The sequence below is a fragment of the Streptomyces sp. NPDC006309 genome (assembly GCF_040613095.1).
Taxonomy (GTDB): domain Bacteria; phylum Actinomycetota; class Actinomycetes; order Streptomycetales; family Streptomycetaceae; genus Streptomyces.
On sequence record NZ_JBEXRO010000005.1, the window covers coordinates 52390 to 71399 of the forward strand.

At 74.3% G+C, this 19010-nt stretch carries 16 protein-coding genes and 1 riboswitch; of the genes, 7 read left to right on the forward strand and 9 right to left on the reverse strand.

The genetic code is table 11. The features are described 5' to 3' along the window. Positions 1-14 precede the first annotated feature (14 nt). Entirely contained in the window at positions 15-761 is a 747-nt protein-coding gene (locus ABZ117_RS09355; RefSeq protein ID WP_356819368.1) for a DUF4142 domain-containing protein, read from the forward strand. On the opposite strand, the gene ABZ117_RS09360 is transcribed toward ABZ117_RS09355, so the two are convergent. Both ABZ117_RS09360 and ABZ117_RS09365 read right to left on the reverse strand, forming a co-directional pair. After that, positions 758-2404: a glycoside hydrolase family 13 protein gene (locus ABZ117_RS09360; protein ID WP_356818916.1), complete on the reverse strand. Its 1647-nt coding sequence runs from the start codon at positions 2402-2404 to the stop codon at positions 758-760. The genes ABZ117_RS09355 and ABZ117_RS09360 overlap by 4 nt on opposite strands. A gap of 80 nt (positions 2405-2484) precedes the next feature. Then, entirely contained in the window at positions 2485-2835 is a 351-nt protein-coding gene (locus tag ABZ117_RS09365; protein ID WP_356818918.1) for a metalloregulator ArsR/SmtB family transcription factor, read from the reverse strand. A gap of 78 nt (positions 2836-2913) precedes the next feature. After that, positions 2914-3099: riboswitch (cobalamin riboswitch) on the forward strand. Between the two features lie 27 nt (positions 3100-3126). Between ABZ117_RS09365 and ABZ117_RS09370 the strand changes: the two genes are divergently transcribed. Then, a complete protein-coding gene (locus tag ABZ117_RS09370) occupies positions 3127-4212 on the forward strand; it encodes a HoxN/HupN/NixA family nickel/cobalt transporter (protein WP_356819370.1) in 1086 nt (361 codons plus the stop codon). A 23-nt stretch (positions 4213-4235) separates the two neighbouring features. Here ABZ117_RS09370 and ABZ117_RS09375 read toward each other — a convergent pair whose 3' ends face one another. The 3 genes from ABZ117_RS09375 to ABZ117_RS09385 all read right to left on the reverse strand — a co-directional run bounded on the left by ABZ117_RS09375 (position 4236) and on the right by ABZ117_RS09385 (position 7565). Then, complete coding sequence (locus ABZ117_RS09375; RefSeq protein ID WP_356818920.1) at positions 4236-5201, reverse strand: nucleoside hydrolase; 966 nt, start codon at positions 5199-5201, stop codon at positions 4236-4238. A 229-nt stretch (positions 5202-5430) separates the two neighbouring features. Further along, positions 5431-6933: an FAD-dependent monooxygenase gene (locus tag ABZ117_RS09380; protein WP_356818922.1), complete on the reverse strand. Its 1503-nt coding sequence runs from the start codon at positions 6931-6933 to the stop codon at positions 5431-5433. Continuing rightward, entirely contained in the window at positions 6930-7565 is a 636-nt protein-coding gene (locus ABZ117_RS09385; RefSeq protein ID WP_356818924.1) for a PadR family transcriptional regulator, read from the reverse strand. Before ABZ117_RS09385 ends, ABZ117_RS09380 begins: the two co-directional genes overlap by 4 nt. Positions 7566-8034: 469 nt before the next feature. On the opposite strand from ABZ117_RS09385, the gene ABZ117_RS09390 reads away from it, so the two are divergent. Continuing rightward, complete coding sequence (locus tag ABZ117_RS09390) at positions 8035-8835, forward strand: hypothetical protein (protein WP_356818925.1); 801 nt, start codon at positions 8035-8037, stop codon at positions 8833-8835. Between the two features lie 3 nt (positions 8836-8838). Here ABZ117_RS09390 and ABZ117_RS09395 read toward each other — a convergent pair whose 3' ends face one another. Beyond that, the gene (locus tag ABZ117_RS09395) at positions 8839-10182 is read right to left on the reverse strand and encodes a helix-turn-helix transcriptional regulator (RefSeq protein ID WP_356819372.1); all 1344 of its coding nucleotides are present in this window, start codon (positions 10180-10182) and stop codon (positions 8839-8841) included. Positions 10183-10295: 113 nt separating this feature from the next. Here ABZ117_RS09395 and ABZ117_RS09400 point away from each other — a divergent pair, with 113 nt between their 5' ends. Both ABZ117_RS09400 and ABZ117_RS09405 read left to right on the forward strand, forming a co-directional pair. Further along, positions 10296-10541, forward strand: coding sequence for a hypothetical protein (locus ABZ117_RS09400; protein WP_356818927.1), 246 nt, complete (start codon positions 10296-10298; stop codon positions 10539-10541). A 187-nt stretch (positions 10542-10728) separates the two neighbouring features. Beyond that, a complete protein-coding gene (locus ABZ117_RS09405; RefSeq protein ID WP_356818928.1) occupies positions 10729-12702 on the forward strand; it encodes an Ig-like domain repeat protein in 1974 nt (657 codons plus the stop codon). Between the two features lie 2 nt (positions 12703-12704). On the opposite strand, the gene ABZ117_RS09410 is transcribed toward ABZ117_RS09405, so the two are convergent. Both ABZ117_RS09410 and ABZ117_RS09415 read right to left on the reverse strand, forming a co-directional pair. Continuing rightward, entirely contained in the window at positions 12705-13898 is a 1194-nt protein-coding gene (locus tag ABZ117_RS09410) for a hypothetical protein (protein WP_356818930.1), read from the reverse strand. Positions 13899-13971: 73 nt separating this feature from the next. Beyond that, a complete protein-coding gene (locus ABZ117_RS09415; protein WP_356818931.1) occupies positions 13972-15135 on the reverse strand; it encodes a PP2C family protein-serine/threonine phosphatase in 1164 nt (387 codons plus the stop codon). 154 nt (positions 15136-15289) lie between these two features. Between ABZ117_RS09415 and ABZ117_RS09420 the strand changes: the two genes are divergently transcribed. Both ABZ117_RS09420 and ABZ117_RS09425 read left to right on the forward strand, forming a co-directional pair. Next, positions 15290-15772: a hypothetical protein gene (locus ABZ117_RS09420; RefSeq protein ID WP_356818933.1), complete on the forward strand. Its 483-nt coding sequence runs from the start codon at positions 15290-15292 to the stop codon at positions 15770-15772. 1013 nt (positions 15773-16785) lie between these two features. Then, positions 16786-17709 (forward strand): hypothetical protein, encoded by a 924-nt coding sequence (locus tag ABZ117_RS09425; protein ID WP_356818935.1) that lies wholly within the window; start codon positions 16786-16788, stop codon positions 17707-17709. Here ABZ117_RS09425 and ABZ117_RS09430 read toward each other — a convergent pair. Further along, positions 17609-18955, reverse strand: a complete 1347-nt coding sequence (locus tag ABZ117_RS09430; RefSeq protein ID WP_356818936.1) for a PLP-dependent aminotransferase family protein — start codon at positions 18953-18955, stop codon at positions 17609-17611. The genes ABZ117_RS09425 and ABZ117_RS09430 overlap by 101 nt on opposite strands. Between the last annotated feature and the right edge of the window lie 55 nt (positions 18956-19010).

Genomic DNA, 19010 nt, shown 5'->3' on the forward strand with positions numbered 1-19010 from the left:
CGGGAACTCTCTTCGTGGGCGGTGCGATGGCCCTGACCCTCGCGGCACTCGCCTACCCGGGCATGCTCGGGCTGAGCACCGTCTCCAGCTCCCCCACCCGGGTCATCGCCAACACCCAGTGGGGCCCGCTCACCGAGTCCGACCGTGACTTCGTGGTCAAGGTGCGGGCGGCCGGGCTGTGGGAGTACCCGGTGGGACAGATCGGGCTGCAGAAGGGCAGCTCCAAGGGGGTGCTCACGGCCAGCCGGCACCTGATCGACGGGCACGCGGCACTGGACACCACCTGCCGGAAGATCGCGCCCATGCTGAACATCACCCTGCCCAACATCGCGAGCCCCCAGCAGGAGGGGTTCGTCAACACGCTGAAGTCGGACAGCGGCAAGCAGTTCGACACCGACTTCGCCAACATCCTGCGCATGACCCACGGCGCGATCTTCAACACCATCGCCAAGATCCGGTCCACCACCAAGAACTCGCTGGTGCGGGCCCTGGCCGACCAGGCCAACGACACCGTGCTCGACCACATGACGGTGATGGAGAAGACGGGCCTGGTCGACTTCGACCAGACCCTGTTCCAGCAGACGACCCCGCCGAAGCTCCCCGACACCGACCTGACCCCGCCGCCCCCGGCCGCGGGCCAGCCGGAGGTGGTGCTCACCCCGCCGCCGACCGCCACCTCCACCCCGGTGGACATCGACGCCATCGCCGGCGGCGGCAACGCCCCGGCACCCGGCGTGAGTCCGGCCCCGACGGTGCGTTAGGCCAGCCACACGGTGGTGTCCGGTGGCAGGCCGCCGCCGCCCGGGAGCGGGGCGCTGCTCAGCAGGACCTCGCCCGGCGGCAGCGGTACCGGCCCGGCGCCGAGGTTGGTGACGCACCGCCAGGCGTCGCCGCGGGTGAAGTCCAGCACCCCGGCGGGCGCCTCGGGCGTCCAGGTCAGCGTCTCGCCCTCCAGCAGCTTGCGGCGCAGCCGCAGCGCGGTGCGGTACAGCTCCAGCGTGGAGCCCTCGGTGCCGGCCTGCGCCTCGACGGCGTACGCCGCGAAGGACTCCGGCTGCGGCAGCCAGGCGGCGCCGGGCCCGAAGCCGTACGACGGCCCGGTCGTCGTCCACGGCAGGGGCACCCGGCAGCCGTCGCGGCCCTTGCGGACGTGGCCGGTCTGCTCCCAGATCGGGTCCTGGAGCACCTCGGTGGGCAGGTCGGCGACCTCGGGCAGGCCGAGTTCCTCACCCTGGTAGAGGTACGCCGAGCCGGGCAGCGCCAGCATCAGCAGGGTCGCGGCCCGGGCCCGGACGAGGCCCGCCGCCGGGTCGACCGCGGGCGCGGAGCCGCCGGACAGCAGCCAGGCGGCCGGGTCGGTGCCGGGCGGCAGCACGAGGCGGGAGGCGTGCCGGACGACGTCGTGGTTGGACAGCACCCAGGTGGCGGAGGCACCGACGGCCCGGGCCGTGGCCAGCGAGGCGGTGATGACGTCCCGCAGCTCCTCCGCGTCCCACGGCGCGCCCAGGTACTCGAAGTTGAACGCCTGGCCGAGTTCGTCGGGGCGGGCGTACAGGGCGCGGCGGGTGCCCGGCACCCAGGCCTCGGCGACGGCGGTGCGCGGCGGGCTGTAGGCGTCGAAGACCTTGCGCCAGTCGCGGTAGATGTCGTGGACCTCGTCGCGGTCCCAGTACGGGTGGCTGCCGGGCGGGACCATCAGCAGGGCCTCCTCACCGGACGCGCCGACGTGACCGACGTCCCGCAGCGGCTCGGTGAGGTCCTTGGCCAGGCCGTGTGCGACGTCGACCCGGAACCCGTCGACCCCCCGGTCGGACCAGAACCGCAGGGTGGTACGGAAGTCGGCGCGGACCTCGTCGTTGTCCCAGTTGAGGTCGGGCTGTTCGGGGGCGAAGAGATGCAGGTACCACTCGCCGTCGGGCACCCGCCGCCAGGCGCTGCCGCCGAACAGCGACTGCCAGTCCGTGGGCGGGAGTTCGCCGTGCGCACCGCGGCCGGCGCGGAAGACGTAGCGGTCGCGGGCGGCGGAGCCGGGGGCCGCGCGCAGCGCCTCCTGGAACCAGGGGTGCCGGTCGGAGGTGTGGTTGGGGACGATGTCGACGACGACCTTCAGGCCGAGCCGGTGCGCCTCGGTGACCAGGGCGCCGAAGTCGTCCAGGGTGCCCAGGCGCGGGTCGACGTCCCGGTGGTCGGCGACGTCGTAGCCGCCGTCGGCGAGTTCGGAGGGGTAGAAGGGGCTCAGCCACAGGGCGTCCACCCCGAGCGTCGCCAGGTGGTTCAGGCGCTCGGTGACGCCCCTCAGGTCGCCCAGGCCGTCGCCGTCGGCGTCCGCGAAGCTGCGCGGATAGACCTGGTAGATGACGGCCTGCCGCCACCAGTCGGGGTTCCTGGACGAGAGGTCTGCCATGCGGGCTCCCATGGACGGACGACGGTACGGACTCTGTATCTGTCCACCTTGCCCGGAAAGGGAACCTTTTTCGCGGCCGGTCAGGGGGCGCAGTGCTCCAGCAGGCCGCACACCTGCGCGTCCACCACCCGGTAGCGCACCACCCGTCCCTCCTTCTCCCCCGCCACGACCCCGGCCGCCCGCAGCAGCCGCAGCGCCTGGGAGACGGCGGGGTCGTTCATGCCGGTGGCGATCGCGAGGTCGGAGACGGCGAGCGGGCCGGTGCGGTGCAGGGCGAGCAGCAGCGCGAGCCTGTTGGCGTCGGCCAGGAGGGAGAAGCGGCCGGCCCAGGTGCGCAGGTGATCCGCGTCGCCGATGGCGGCGATCGCCTCGCACACCCGGTGACCGTCGATGGTGCGACGGTCGGCTCGGTCGGCAGGCACGAGATGCATGACGCCATCCTCGCAGGCACCGATGTGATCTTGAATACCTGCGCAGGTACGCAGCTATGCAGGCGACCGCCCGCCCCTCTACGGTGGGCGGGCCGTGGTGCTCGGGAAGTCGATGCGACGTCGACGCGGCCCTCGCCACTGTGATCAGGGAGTTCCCGTTCCGTCCGGCAGCCGCCGGGCCACTGGTCGTACACGACCGGGAAGGCAGGAACGGCGGACGCGGACCTGTAAGCCAGGAGACCGGCCACGGCACTCACGAAGTGATCCACGAGGTGCTGGAGCGTGAACCTGATGACCGACGCCGCGTCTTTCCGCTGGCGACGTGAGGACACCGTCAAGACGGCGGGGCTGATGGCGGTGATAGTCGCCCTGCACGTCGTCGCCTTCGGGATCCTCTTCCTCCTCGTCGCCCCCGAGCACTACCGGGTGGGCACCGACGTCTTCGGCGTCGGACTGGGCGTCACCGCCTACACCCTCGGCATGCGGCACGCCTTCGACGCCGACCACATCGCCGCCATCGACAACACCACCCGCAAGCTGATGGCCGACGGCAAGCGGCCCGTGTCGGTGGGCTTCTGGTTCGCGCTCGGCCACTCCAGCGTCGTCGTCATACTGGCGCTGCTCATCGCGGGCGGCACCTCCCTCGCCGGGAAGGTCATGAACGAGGGATCCAGCACCCACCAGGTGCTCGGCGTCCTCGGGACCACGATCTCGGGCACCTTCCTCTACCTCATCGCGGCCCTGAACCTGGTCGCGCTGGTGGGCATCCTCCGGGTGTTCCGCGCCCTGCGCGCCGGCGCCTACGACGAGAAGCAGCTGGAACAGCACCTGGACTCGCGCGGCTTCATGAACCGGCTGCTGGGCCGCCTCACCAAGTCCGTGAACCGGCCGGGCCAGATGTACCCGCTCGGCTTCCTCTTCGGCCTGGGCTTCGACACGGCCACCGAGGTCACGCTGATGGTGATGGCCGGCTCGGGCGCGGCGGCCGGCCTGCCCTGGTACGCGGTCCTGTGCCTGCCGCTGCTCTTCGCCGCCGGGATGAGCCTGTTCGACACCCTCGACGGCACGTTCATGAACTTCGCCTACCAGTGGGCGTTCTCCAACCCCGTCCGCAAGGTGTTCTACAACCTCGCGATCACCGGACTGTCCATCGCCGTCGCCTTCTTCATCGGCACGATCGAACTGGTCGGCGTCCTGCACGAGAAGTTCGGCCTGCACGACGACCTCACCGGCTGGGTCGCCGGCCTCGACCTGGACAACGTCGGCTACCTCATCGTCGGCCTGTTCGTCGTCGTCTGGGCGGCGGCGCTGACGTACTGGCGCTTGGCGAGGGTGGAGGAGCGCTGGTCGGAACGGGTACCGGCCACCGCCGACTAGACATGGCAGTCCGACGACACGGCCTAGCGGCCGACGGTCTCCAGGTACAGCCGCACGTACCGGTCCACGTCCACCTCCAGCGCCACGTCCACGAGGGCCTGTTCGCGGCGGCCCCCGTGGATCTCGGACTCGCCGGGGCGGGGCCGGCGGTCCACGACCGTCTGGCCCCGGGACGGGCCGGGGGCCAGGGTGACCTCCACCGGCAGCAGCCGGGTCGTGATGCCCCGCGGGTCGGCGACCGCGCACACCGCGCCCGCGTCACCGAGGCCGCCCGCCTCCTCCGCCTCGGGCGGCCCGCCCTGCGAGGTCGGCCGGTGGGCGAGGAGGTCGCCGGCCAGGCGGGTGCCGGGCTCGTCGCTCGCGCGCAGCCGGTGCACCTCCGGGCCGGGCACGACCACCTGCTGGAAGACGTCCAGGCCGTACATCGTGATCGGCACCCCGGCCGTCAGCAGGATCGCCGCCGCATCCGGATCGTGCCAGACGTTGAACTCGGCGACCGGGGTGGCGTTGCCCACGGCCACGGCCCCGCCCATGAACACGATCCGCTCGATGTTCCGCGTCACCTCCGGATGGGTGCGCAGCAGCAGGGCGATGTTGGTCAGCGGGGCGGTCGGGACCAGGGTCACCGGGCGCGGGGAGGCGAGGATCTCCCGGTGCAGCAGGGTGACGGCGTCGACGGCCGCCGGGGCCCTGGTGGGCGCGGGCAGGCCCAGGTCGCCCATGCCGTCGGTGCCGTGCACGTGCCGGGCCGAGCGGGCCGGCTCGATCAGCGGACGTGCGGCGCCCCGCGCCACCGGGATGTCGGGCGCGCCCGCCCGCTCCAGCACGGTCAGCGTGTTGCGGACCACCCCGTCGACGTCGGTGTTCCCGGCCACACAGGTCACCGCCCGCAGGTCGAGACCCGGGTGCCGCACGGCGAACAGCAGGGCCAGGGCGTCGTCGACGCCGGTGTCACAGTCGATGATCACGGGGATCGGCTCACCTGTCACAGCGCACTCCTTCCGTCGTGCCGACCTTAGATCAGCCCCGGGATCCGGACCGCCTGTGGCGGTTGCGCGACCCGCACAGCGACGACGGGACGGACGCCGGCGAGACGGACGACGGCGAGGACGAGTAGCGACAGGCCCCACCGGCAGGCTCGCCGGTGGGCGGGATGCGCCAGTCGTGCCGGCCGGGCTCGGACGGGACGTCCTCGCACGCGGCGGTGCAGCACCTGGCTCACGAGTGGCATGCTTCCGCGGACGCGGCGTCGGATGGTGCTGCCGGGCCGTACCAGTGCTGTAGCGCCTGGTGGAGCCCGTCGGCGTGACCGTGACCCGCAGTACGCAGCCAGGCAGTGTGCCCGTCCGGCCGCAGGAGGATGGCATGGAGTTCCGGGTGGTCGGGGCATGCCGCAGTGACGAGGTCCACTCGGTCCGCCCATCCTGCGGCCGACTCGAGGACGGCGCTTCCTCCGGTCAGGTCGAGCAGCAGGCCACGTCCCGATGCGAGCAGCTCGGCCAGGCGCGTACAGCCGTCGTCCGTGGTCAGGGCGAGGTCGGGCGCCAGGCGGCCCAGCCAGGGGTGGTCGGCGTCGGGACGCATCCGGTAACGCGTGTCCAGTCCAGTGATGGTCTCGGCGAAGGCGCGGTTTCCCGCCGGGTGGCCGGCGACGCGGGTCAGCAGGTCGGTGAGCGGCCCGAGCCGATCACCGGCCTCGCCGAGCAGCACCTGGGCCTGGGTGTTGGCCAGCACGTGCGCACCGGCGGTGTGGCGTTCGGCGTGGTAACTGCCGAGCAGATGTGCCGGTGCGGTGCCGCGGACGGTGGCGGCTAGTTTCCAGCCGAGGTTGAACGCGTCGTCCAGGGCCACATTGACGCCGATCGCCCCGGCCGGCGGGTGGATGTGCGCGGCGTCCCCGGCCAGGATGACCCTGCCCCGGACGTACTCGGCCGCCTGCCGGGCGGCGTTGCCGAACCGGGTCAGCCAGCGTGCGGCGCGCAGCTCGATGTGGCGGCCGAGCGCGTCGGCCACGGCGGTTTCGAGCTGGTTCAGGGTGACCGGGGTGTCCTTGTCCGCGGGAGGTTGCCGGTCGGTCGTGATGACCCTCACGTAGCCGGGGCGGGGGATGACGAACACGCTCCCGCCGGGGCCGGTGGTCGCGCCGAACGGCAATGCCTCGGGTTCGGCGAACTCGACGTCGCCGAGCAGGGAGAAGCGGGTCGCCTCGGTACCGGGGAAGTCGATGCCGGCCTGTTTGCGGACGGTGCTGCGGCCGCCGTCGCAGCCGACCAAGTACGCTGCCCGGACCCGATACTCACCGTCGCCGGTGGCGACAGTGGCGGTGACAGACTCGGCATCCTGTTCCAGGGCGCGTAGTTCGTGGCCGCGCCGGATGTCGGCTCCCAGGCCGAGAGCCTGCGCCTCAAGGATTTCCTCGACCCGGGTCTGCGGGATGCCCAGCGAGTACGGGTGGTCGGTATGCGTGCCCGCGAGGCTGAGCGTCACCGGCAGGCCGGAGAACGCGGCGTGTCGGACTTGCCAGCCCTCGCTGATGAGCCTTTCAGCGAGGCCGCGCCGCGCCAGCAGGTCCAGGGCGCGAGCGTTGAGGTTGAAGCCCCGGCAGAAGCCCGGCCGCTGCGCGTGGCGTTCGACGACGACGGTGTCGACGCCGGCGAACCGGAGCTCGCCGGCGAGTAACAGCCCGGCCGGACCGGCCCCCACGATCAACACGTCGGTCATCGGGTGCTTCCCTTCCGGTCCGAGGGGGCGGACCAGGTCCGTCCCTGTTCGGTGCGCTCGGCCTCGGGCCAGAACAGGCTGCCGTCGCGGATCTCGGCGATGGTCCGCCGCGTCCAGGCCAACTCGGCCTCCCAGGCGTGCAACGCGCACTCGACTTCGATCATGAACAACCGGGGGACCGCACCGGAGCCGACCGTGTCGGCCAGCACCCTGTTCGTCTCATCGATCCGCTGCGCCAGATGCCCCGCCCGTTCGGCAAGTGCCTCTGCTGCCCTGTCCGGACCGAGTGCGCCGAGGTAGGACACCGCGGCCATGAACTTCGGGTATTCCGCGACGGGCATGCGGAGGAGTTCGTCGATCCAGCGAACGAACTCGGTCTGGCCCAACTCGGTTGTCGCGTACACGGTTCGCTCCGGCCGCCTGCCATCGCGCGCCGTCTCCACCGGCTCGATCCAGCCATGCCGAACCAACGCCTCGACTGTGTCGTACAGAGACCCGGAGTTGACCTTGAAGCTGCTGTCCTTGTGCCGCTCCCGCAGGGTGGACGCCATCTCGTACGGGTGCATCGGCTGTTCTTGCAACAGGCCCAGCACGGCCAGCGCCAGTGTGTTGGAGATCTTCCGCTTCGCCATCTGTATCACCGACCCCTAATAGTCGGAACCGACTATACGGAATCGGCTGCAAGGGACGCAGCCCGTCGGTAGCGAGCGTCTACCGGGCGCTCGCCGAACACCGCCGAACGCGAGACGTGCCCCGAAGCTGTCGAGCAGGCGCACGCCGGCTTCGCCGCCCTCCACACCGGTGCCCCCCGGCGCACGTGGCGCGACCGGTCCCGGACGGTCCCGCGCGCCGCGACCAGGGTGACCACGCCGGGCGGTCCCGCGCGCCGAGCGGCGACCCGGCGCACCTCGCGCGACCGGTCCCGCGCGCCGCCACCCGCACGGCATCCCGGCGCAGCCGGTGCGCGGTGTCCCGGCGCCCCCCTGCGGCCTCCCGCCTGCTCCTCACCCGTACGGCCCCGGAGCGCTGGTGGGCGGGGCGGGGCGGTGGTGCCGTGGGAGGAGGCGTTCCGCCGGTCCGTACGCAGCCCAGGAGGCACCGATGACCCCCGCGATAGCCACCCGCATCGCCCGGCTCCCCCGTGCCGTCCTGCTGTCCCTGCTCGGCACCGGTCTCCTCACCGCCGGCGGTTGCGCCGCCCTCGGCCTGCACCAGCCCGCGTCCGCCCCGCACCCCTTGCCCACCATCGACCGGCCGTCCGCGACGCCCAGGGCGTCCGCGCGGCCGGACGGGTCCACGCTCAGCGACGAGCAGGCGCAGGCGGCGCTTCTCACGCAGAGCGACCTCGGCGCCCCCTGGACCCCTACGCGCGGCGCCGCCACCTGGCGGGACGGGCTGCTGAAGGCGACCACCTCGGCCGGGGAGTGCCAGCGGCTGCTGGACGCCCTCTACAGCGACGAACTCCTCGGCGCCCCGGCCCGCGCCGCCACCGGCCTGGACGACGCCGACACCGACGCCCAGCTCCGCTACCAGATCGGCACCCGGCGCCCGGCGGACGTGGACGGCGTACTGGCCTGGCTGCGGACGACGCCGGCGCTGTGCGCGCGGTTCACGGCCACCACCGAGCTGGGGACCGTGGAGGACGTCCAGGTGACCGACGCGCCGCTGCCCGAGGTCGGGGACGCGCGCCAGGGCCTGAGGATCAGGGTGGCGAGTACGGCACCGGACGGCGAGGAGAGCCTGCTCACGCTGGACCTGGCCGCGGTCCGGGTGGGCGAGGACTCCTTCGCGCTCACCAACGGTGGTCTGGGCGACGTACCGAACGACGCGACGCAGGCCGCCGTCCAGGTCGGTGCCCTGCGCCTGGCCGACATCCGCAGGCAGGGCCGCGCCCAGGTGTGAGGTTCACAGGGGCGGGTGGGCCGGGGCGGGGCCCAGGGTGGTGGTGCCCGGGGCGGTGCGGTGGCCCAGGCCGGTGCGATAGGTGTCCAGGGCCGCCTCGAAGCGGCCGGTACGGCGCAGCAGGTCGCCTAGGAGGCGGCACAGGTCGGCCAGGTCACCGGCGGCGCCCGCGCGTTCCAGGAGGCTGAGGGCGCGGACGTAGTGCTCCTCGGCGGACTCGGTGTCCCCCGCGTCCTCGGCGATGATGCCGAGCAGGCGGTGCGCGGCGGCGGCGTGGACGGCGCCGCGCTCGGAGGAGAAGTCCCCGGCGACGTCCCGGAGCAGCCCGGCGGCCTCCGCCGACTTGCCGCGGCGGTGCAGCACGTCGGCGAGTTCGACCGCGGCCTGGCTGCGGTACAGGGCGGCCCGGCTCTCCGCGAGCATGGTGTGGGCCTGGCGCAGCTCGGCCTCGGCCCGCTCGAGTTCGCCGTTCTGCGCGCAGACGTAGCCGCGCATCCAGTGGCAGTTGGCCAGTTCGGTGCGCAGACTCAGCTGCCGGTACAGCCCGGCTGCCTTGGCCAGGGAGGCGTCGGCCTCGGCGGCCCGGCCCTCGGCGAGCAGGGTACGGGCGACCGAGCGGTGCATGCGGGCGATGAGCGCGGGGTCGCCGGCCCGCGGGGCGAGCGCGAGGGCGAACTCGGCGGCCTGGGCGGCACGGGCGTGGGCGCCCATGTCCATGTACGGGCCGATGACGGCGGCGTAGAGCAGCAGGAGGGCGTCGGGGTCGTGCAGTCCGCCGCGGTTCAGCTCGTCGAGGGCGCTCTCCAGGAGGTAGACGGCGTAGCGGAGTTCGCCGGCGAGGTAGTGGGCGACCGCCCGGCCGCGGACGGCGGGCACGCGCGTCGGCAGGGATGCGCCGGCCAGTTGCTTCTCGGCCTCTTCGAAGCATTCCCGGGCCCTGGTCAGCTCGCCGGTCTCCAGGGCGCACTCGCCGAGCCCGAGCAGGGCGGCGGCCTGTTCGCAGCCGAGTCCGTGGGCCTCCGCCTCCGCCCGCAGCACCCCGTACTGCGCGCCCGCCTCCTCGGCCCGGCCGTCGGCGAGGACGCGCTGGGCCTCCGTGAGCCGCAGCCGGAGACCGGTGGCGAGGTGGGCGGGCCGGCCGGTGGTCAGCTCCTCGAAGGCCACGCCGAGGCGCCCCGCGATATGCCTCAGCGCCTCCTCGGAGGCCCGCGCCCGCCCGGCCTCCAGCGTGGAGATGTAGGCGGGGGTGTACGCCGGTTCGGCCAGCTGCCGCTGGGTCAGGCCCCGTTGGGCGCGCAGCCGCTGCACGCGCCGTCCGATGACCTCGGGGTCGTCCCTCTCCCGCACGCGCCTCATCCCCCAACTCCCCCGGTGCCTCTTGCCGTTCGGCTCCGGCAGCCCCTAGGTTAAATGGCGGGTCAAGCATGCTTGATACGCCGCTTTCGTGTTGCGAGGTAGCCGTGTCCGGACGTACATCCGCACCCTACGCACGCCCCCACGCCCCGCTGCGGTCGACCGGGGCGTCCTCGCCCGCCCGCGGGGTGATCGCGGCCGTCGTCGCCGCCACGACCCTCCTCCTCGCGGCCAACGCCGGCCCGGCCCGCGCGGTGACCCCCGCACCGGCTTCCGCACCGGCACCGGCGGCGCGGACGGCGGCCCCGGCACCGGCACCGGCACCGGCGGCGCCCCAGCAGGCGCATCCCTGACCCCCTCCCCCGGGGCCCACACCCCCCTGAAGTCCCCGTATCCCTGTCGAAGTTGTCAGAGGCATGACCTACTCTTTGCACACTCGCCACGCGAGGCACACACGGCTCATGCACAGGGGGCTCACGCGACGCCGTGCCCGCGCGGCACCCATGCCTTTCCCATTCGTTCCGGGGGGTTCGAATCAGCGTGCGCAAGCGCTCTCTCACGACTGCCACCACTCTGGCGGTCCTCTTCAGCTCGGCGGCCCTCACCGCCACCGCGGCCCACGCGGACTCCAGCGCGAGCCTGCCGGTCAGGGCGACCGGTGACATCGTCGTGGACGCCGTCCACCAGCAGGTCTTCGTCAGCGACCCGCTGAACGGCAAGATCGTCGTCACCGACTACACCGGCAGGACACTCAAGCAGCTCGCCACCAACCTCTCCGGCGTCAGCGGCCTGGAACTGTCCGCCGACTCCCGCACGCTCTACGCGGCCGTGCAGGACCTCGACACCATCGCCGCCTTCGACACCGCCACCGACACCGAGACGACCCGGTACGCGGTGGGCGACAAGCCGCTCAGCGTCGCTCTCGCGGGCGGCCGGCTGTGGTTCGGCTACGGCGGCGCAGCCGCGGGCAACATCGGCTCCGTCGACCTGACCGGCGAGCAGCACGAGGTGACGCTCGACCAGGACAGCAGCTGGTACCAGGCCCCGGTGCTGGACGCCGCGCCCGGCTCCGGCACGCTGGTCGCGGGCGCGGTCGGGCAGAGCCCGGTCGAGCTGGCCTCCTACGACGTCTCCTCGGGCACCGCCACGAAGCTGGCGAGCACCCGGGAGGCCGGCGACAACCTCGGCGACCTCCAGGTCACCCCCGACGGCAAGGACGTCGTGGTGGCCAGCGGCGCGCCCTACTACCAGCAGGTGTTCCGGACCTCCGACCTCAACGAGGACGGCAAGTACGTCACGAACGCCTACCCCAACTCCGTGGCCGTCGCCCCCGACGGCACGGTCGCCGCCGGCATCGACGGCTCCTACACCCCGGACGTCTACATCTTCCGCCCGGGCAGCAGCGAGGCGCTGCGCAGCTACGACTTCCCCAACACCGGCCAGAGCAGCGGCTCCGACCTCCTGGCGCCCGCCGGGCTGGCCTGGGCCCCGGACGGCTCCCGGCTGTTCGCGGTGACCAGCAACAGCCTGGGCGCCTACTCGCTGCGCGTCCTCACCGCGCCCACCAAGGCCGCCACCACCGTCACCGTGGACGCGCCGGCCACCGCCACCCGCGCCAAGCAGCTCACCGTCAAGGGCAAGGTCACCTCCACGGCGGCCCTCCCCGCCGGCAGCAGGCTGGCGGTGACCCGCACCGACCTGGAGTCACCGAAGGGCAAGGTCCTGGCCGCGGCGGCCACCGGGGCCGACGGCACGTTCTCGTTCACCGACACCCCGCCGGCCGGCGGCAGGGTGACGTACACGGTGGCGTACGCGGGCGACGACGGCCACGCGGCCGGCTCCGGCTCGGACACCGTCGACGTCTCCCGCGCCAGGCCGGCGCTGAGCGTCGACAACGACGGCAAGGTGTACGCGTACGGCAAGGACGTCAGGTTCACCGCGCACCTGGGCAAGACCTACAAGAACCGCACGGTGCAGATCTGGGCCGACCCGTTCGGCCCCGACAAGCCCGGCAGGCTGGTGAAGTCCGGCACGGTCGACTCGGCCGGCAACCTCTCGGTCACCCTGGACCTGAAGCGGGACACCAAGGTCACCGCGAGGTTCTCGGGCGACTCCCGCTACACGTCCGCCGCCGCGTCCAGCACCGTCGGCGCCAAGGTCAGCGTGTCGACGTCGCTCGCCGGCCAGTACAGGTCGAAGTCGGCGTGGGGCCACACGTACGCCTTCTTCCACAAGACCAAGGACCCGCTGGCCACGACGAAGATGCCGTACTACCCGGGCCGGGCGCAGAAGTTCGAGTTCGAGGTGTACTACCAGGGCCGCTGGTACCCGGGCGACCCCGCCTACTTCAAGCTGGGCTCCGACGGCGTCTCCAAGGTCCGCATCGACGGCGACCACGGCCAGGACGTCGGCTGGCGGTTCCGGATCCGCTCGTCGTACATCAACAGCGCCTCCGGTGACACCGTGAACTCCACGACGCACGGCGCCTGGAAGTACTTCACCTTCACCAAGTAGCGCTACCGGGCGGCCTGGAGCCGGCACAGCTGGTGCTGGACGTTCTCCAGCGCGCCGCGCCGGCGTCCCGGCACCCGGAGCCGCAGCTCCGCGAGCGCGGGCCCGAGTTCCCGGGCCCGCGCCGTGTCGTCGATCCGGCCCCACTGGTGGTGCGCGCGGTCCACGGCCGCCTCCACGGCGGGCGCGTCCACCGCCTGTCCCGCCGCCAGCCGGGCCGCCGCGACCGCCAGCCAGGCCCGGCAGCTGCCCGCCGGGTCCCCCGCGAACATCGCGAGGTCGGCCCGGACCTCGGTCCAGTGCAGCGCCTGCTCGGAAGCGGCCCCGTGCGCCCGCGCCGCGGCCTCCTCGTGCCGCGCGGCCAGCCCGTCGGCCTCCTCGTGCCGCCCGGCCCGTACGGCGTCGCTGATGGCCGCGTGCGGATCGTCCGGGCGCGCGCCGGCCCCGGGACCACCACCCGGGCGGGGTACGGCGACGAACCCGCCGGCGCCGGCACCCGGCACGGGGCCGGCCGCTACGACAGCCGCCGCGGCGGGCGCCACCCCGCCCAGGGCGCCACCGGCGAAGCCGCCGCCCACGCCCGCCAGCAGCGCGTTCCCCCGGATCTCCTCGGGGATGCGCTCCAGCGCCTGCCGGTGCAGGACCTCCAGCGGTGGCCGGTGGCCGCTGCGCAACAGCGTGGCGACCGCCTTCATGTACGCCGGCCCGGCCGGGCCCCGCCGCCCGGGCGCCGGGGCGACGCGGCCGTACACGGCGGTGCTGGGACCGGAGTCGAGGCCGCGCTCGGTGACGTACCGCCAGGCCTCCGCGTCGGCGTGCAGGTCGACGACGAGCGCGGTGTCCGCGGCGGAGCGCAGCCGCAGCTCCTCGCGGATCCAGTGCCAGGGCACCGCCGTGTAGCGGACCGTCGCCGGGGTGGTGCGGGCCAGGGCCAGATGCGGCTGGTGCTGGCGGCGGTCCAGGTGCAGCTGGCCGGTGAGGTACACGGTGAGCGGGCCGGGCGTGGCGGCGGCGGCGCGCAGCCGGGTGAGGACGGCCTGCGGTTCCAGCGGGTCGGCGAGTTCGACCACGTTCGCGGTGTCGGCGCCGGACAGCACGGCGGGGGCGACGGCGGCCAGCACCGGCAGCACACCGGCCGCGTCCACCAGGCGCCCCCGGCCCAGCGGCGACGCCGCGAGCAGCAGCACGGTTCCGGGCATCGTGCCTCCCCCTGTCACCTGTGGATCCGCTTACCAGCCAGCACCGTAGCCGCTGGCGCTGCTCACCGGCGCTTCAGGCACGCAAACGTCCCCGTTCGGGGGGTTCGCCCACCGCGTGTTGCGCCCGCCGGACCGCGAAGACCGTGGTGTCGTCCTCCAGCCGGCCCCGGCTGTGCCGCAGGACGCCGTCGCGGACCCGGCGGACCAGCAGCCGGGGCTCCGTGCGGCCCGGGTCGTCGGCGACCGCGCCGGCGATGTCGCGGGCCAGCGGATAGAACGCGCCGGGCCTGTCACGGGCCTCGGTGACCCCGTCGGTGACCAGCAGGAGCGTCTCGTCGGCGGCCAGCGGTACCCGGCGCACGGGCGGCAGCGTGCCCGCGAGGTCACCGAACCCGAGCGGGGCACCGTCGCCGCTGGGCAGCTCGCGCAGGCCGCGCGGACCGACGGCGAGCGGGGGTTCGTGGCCGAAGTTGACCATCTCGATCGTCTCCGGGCTGTCCTCGGGGAAGGCGATGAGCACGGCGGTGGCGAAGCGGTCGCCGTCGTGGTGGCCGAGGGCGGTGGTGTGGGAGCGGTGCCGCAGCATCCGGGTCTCCAGGCGGGCGGCGACGGTCGCGAGGTCCCGTTCGTGGTAACCGGCCTCGCGGAAGGTGCCGAGCAGCGCGGCGGCGGTCTCCACGGCCCCGAGTCCCTTGCCCTGCACGTCGCCGACGAGGAGCCGGGTGCCGTGCGGGCCGGGCTGGATGTCGTAGAAGTCGCCGCCGACCCTGGCGTCGACGTCGGCGGCCAGGTACACCCCCGCGTGCTCCAGGCCACCGAAGGGGACCGGCAGCGGGCGCAGCACGGTCCGCCGTGTGGTCTCCGCGATGTCCCGGATGTGCAGGACCTTGCGTTCCTGGCGGACGCGCACGGCGGCGGCCAGGGTGGCGAGGAGGCCGCCGAGGGCGACGAGGAGGAAGTTGGCGAACCCGGCCCGGTACTGGTCGGGCCAGACGCTGTCGACCGCGACGTACGTCACCAGCGACAGCACGCTGTAGACGGCCGTCGTCCACACCCCGCAGATCGCTGCGGCGATGCCCGGGACCAGGACGATCCAGGTGATGATCCGGAAGTTCTCACCGGTGTCGAGGTCCAGCAGGATGACCCCGGTGAGCAGCAGCAGCGGCGGCAGCCAGGCGATGCTCCGTCCGCGCGCCCGCAGGAGCGGGCGCTGCCGCCCGTACTCGATCTCCGTCACGGCGGGCAGCCCTCCATGGCTTCAGCGAACCACGGCGGTCACGGGCACGCATCCGGGCACTCCTCACCCTCCTGGCCGAGTTGCCGGGCCATGCGCACCGGTGTGCCCTGGAAGGCGGGGGCGAACGGGGGAGAGGACAGGAAGGAGTGCTCTCATGGCTCAAGCGGCACCCGCACCCGGCGGAACCTCCCGGCCCGGCCGCACGCCCGAGGCGGAGCGGCGCGACACCGACGTGCGTCAGCGGCCGCCGGACGTCCTCGACGCGCGCGCCCACCGGATCGCCCGGCTGGCCGTCCCGGTCGTACTGGGACTGGTCTACGGCTACTGGGTCGCGGCCGACAACCGCTTCGGCGGCCCCATCACCGGCTGGAACGTGCTGCTCGGCCTCGTGAGCGCGCTCGTGTTCGCGGTGGCGTGCGCGGCCCTGCTGGTGCTGGCCCCGCGGATGCGGCGGGAGGTGCACGCGCTGCTCTGGTCGGCGTTCGCCGGGTGCGCGTTCGGCTTCCTCTACAGCCAGAGCGGCGTGACGGCGATGGGCGCGGCGTTGTTGTCCGTGGTGGTGGCCGCGGCCGTCTTCGCCGTGCTCTTCTACCGCTACTACACGCATGAGGACGCGTTCGGACACCGGATCCGCTGAGCGCGCGTGCGGGGGCCCCGGCCGGGTGACCGGGGCCCCCGCACTCCCCTGTGTCCCCCTCCTCCTCACCGGACGGGACCCCCGGTCCCTGTCCGGCTCCACGACCCTGAGGAACCGGACAGGGGGTCCCGCCGGTGGTCCGGTGCCGACCGGCGTCACCGCGACGGGCGCGGCCGGTGCGGCGGTGCCGCCCGTGGTCCGGTGCCGCCGGTGCCGGCCGGTGGTCCGGTGCCGCCCGTGGTCCGGTGCCTGAGGAACCGGACAGGGGGTCCCGCCGGTGGTCCGGTGCCGGCCGGCGTCACCGCGACGGGCGCGGCCGGTGCGCCGGTGCCGCCCGTGGGCCGGTGCGCCGGTGCCGCCCGTGGTCCGGTGCGGCCGGTGCCAGCCGGTGGTCCGGTTCCGGCCGGTGGTCCGGTTCCGGCCGGTGGTCCGGTTCCGGCCGGTGCCGCCGGTGCGCGGGGCGACGGCGCCGGGACTCCCGGTCCCTGTCCGGCTCCACGACCCTGAGAAACCGGACAGGGGGTCCCGCCGGTGGTCCGGTGCCGGCCGGTGCCGCCGGTGCGCGGGGCGACGGCGCCGGGGGGCTCCGCCGCGGCCGGTGCGGGGCACCGGTCCCTGTCCGGCTCCACGATCCTGAGGAACCGGACAGGGGGCCCCGCCGGTGGTCCGGTGCCGACCGGCGTCACCGCGACGGGCGCGGCCGGTGCGCCGGTGCCGGCCGGTGCCGCCGGTGCGCGGGGCGACGGCGCCGGGAGGCTCCGCCGCGGACGGTGCGGGGCGTCTCCGTCCCGGGTACGGCCGGCGTGGGGCGGTGGGCCGAGTGCCGGGCGCCGCGCGGGCGTTCGCCCCGTGACGGGCCTGCACCCGCCTCCTTCTCCCCAGCACCAGGAAACACCCGTTCGGGCGAACCCTCCACCGGAGAGCGGGAACTCGGCTGCGCCGAACGGGTCGTCGGCCACCCGAACGCAGTCGTCCCGCTCGCGCGCCGCCGCCTCGGGCCGTTGCCTGGAAGCGTGCCCCCACGCCTCAGGACCGCCCTGTCGGCCGTACTGATCGCCCTGTCGGGCCTCCTGGTGCCGTTCGGCGCACTGGCGGCCTGGGCGGCGTACGGGCTCGCCGACACGGGCCGGTACGTCACCGCGATGGCGCCGCTCGCCGCCGACCCGGCGGTGCGCGAGGCCGTCGCGGACACGGTCGGCGACGGCATCCTGCGCGCGGTGGGCCGGCACCTGGACGTCCCGCCGGTACCCGGCCCGGTACGCCCGTTCGTGCGCGACGCGGTGCGCTCCTTCACCCAGACCCGGGCCTTCCGGCTGGCCTGGGACACCGGCAACCAGGTCACCCACGACGCCGTCCTGCGCGCCCTGCGCGGGGTGGACGACCGCGACGTCACCGTCGACCTGGCCCCCGTCACCGCCCAGGTCAAACGCCAGCTCACCCACGACCATGTGCCGCTCGCCGCGCGCATCCCGGTGCAGCACACCGCGGTCGCCGTGCTCCCGGCGGGCGAACTGACCGCGCTCCGGAAGGGGTTCTACGTGCTCGAAGTCGCCGGGTTCTGGCTGCCGGTGGCGGCCGTCGCCTTCGCCGTCGGCGGGATCGCCCTCGCCGTCCGCCGCCGCCGGGCCGTCACCGCGACCGCGCTGGGCACGGCCCTGGGCGGCGCCCTGCTGGCCGGCTGCCTCGCCGCCGGCCGCAGCCTGACCCTCGCCGGCCTGCCCGCCGGGGTGCCCCATCCGGCCGCGGGCGCCGTCTACGACGCCCTCACCGGCAGCCTGCGCACCGTGGCCTGGCTGCTGCTCGGCCTCGGTCTCGCGGTGGCCCTCACCGCCTGGCTCACCCGGTACCTGCGCCTGACGCGTCCCGGGCGACGCCGGCCAGGGTCGCCAGCGCCCGCGCCAGCTCCTGCTCCGGCACCGACGCGAGCCCGAGCCTGACCGCGTCCGGGGTCCGGCCGGGGCCGACCGAGAACGCCGTACCCGGGGTGACGGCGATGCCGCGCGCCCGCGCGGCGGCCGTGAAGGTGTCGGCGCGCCACGGTGCGGGCAGCTCCCACCAGGCGAAGTAGGCGGCCGGATCGGAGCGCACGGCGAAGCCGGCCAGTTTCTCGGCGACCAGCCGCTGCCGCCGCCGCGCGTCGCGCTGTTTGGCGGCCACCAGCCGGTCCACGGTCCCGTCGCCGAGCCACCGTACGGCCGCCTCCAGCGCGAAGCCGCCCGCGCTCCAGCCACCGGACCGGACGGCCCGCGCGACCGCGTCGACGCGGTCGTCCGGTACGACGGTGAAGCCGACGGTGAGGCCGGGTGCGACCCGCTTGGACAGGCCGTCGACGAGGTGGACGCGCTCCGGTGCCAGCGCGGCGAGCGGAGGGGTGCCGCCCGGGTGCAGGAAGGACCAGATCCGGTCCTCGACCACCGGTATCCCCAGGCTGTGGACAGTGTCGGCCAGCTGCCGCAGCCGCCCGGCACCCGTCGTGCGCGAGGTCGGATTGTGCAGGGTCGGCTGGAGGTACAGGGCGGACAGCGGCGCGCCCCGGTGCGCGGCGACGACCGAACCGGGCAGCAGCCCCTCCTCGTCCGTGGCGAGCGGGACGAGCGTGAGGGCGAGACGGGCCGCGATCTCCTTCACCAGCGGATACGTCAGCGGTTCCACGCCCACCCGGCCGCCGGGCCGGACCAGCGAGGCGAGGGTGGCGGCGATCGCCTGGCGGGCGTTGCCGGTGAACAGGATCCGCTCCGGACGGGCCGGCAGCCCGGCCCGGGCCAGCAGGGCGGCGACCGCGTCCCGGGCGTCCGGGGTGCCCGCGGCGGCGGCCGGCCGCAGCGCCTGGCCGAGCGCGTCCGGCCGCAGCAGGGGCGCCAGGGCCGGCGCCAGCAGCTCCGACTGGCCCGGCGCGGAAGGGTAGTTGAGCTCCAGGTTGACGGGCGCGGACCCCGCGGCCTCGGCCAGGGCGTGCCCGGGCTGCGGGTCCGGGGCGGCGGCCCGCACGAAGGTGCCGCGTCCGACCTCGCCCACCACCAGTCCCCGGCGCACGAGTTCGGCGTACACCCGGCCCGCCGTCGACGGCGCGATGCCCCGGCGGCGCGCGAACGCCCGTTGCGGCGGCAGCCGTTGCCCCGGCCGCAGCCGGCCACCCGTGATGTCCCGCGCGATCAGGTCGGCGATGCGCCGGTAGTCGTCCACAAGTTCCCCCGTCCGTCGGCCTCTTGGCATTGCACCGAGCGCAAAGATCTTATTG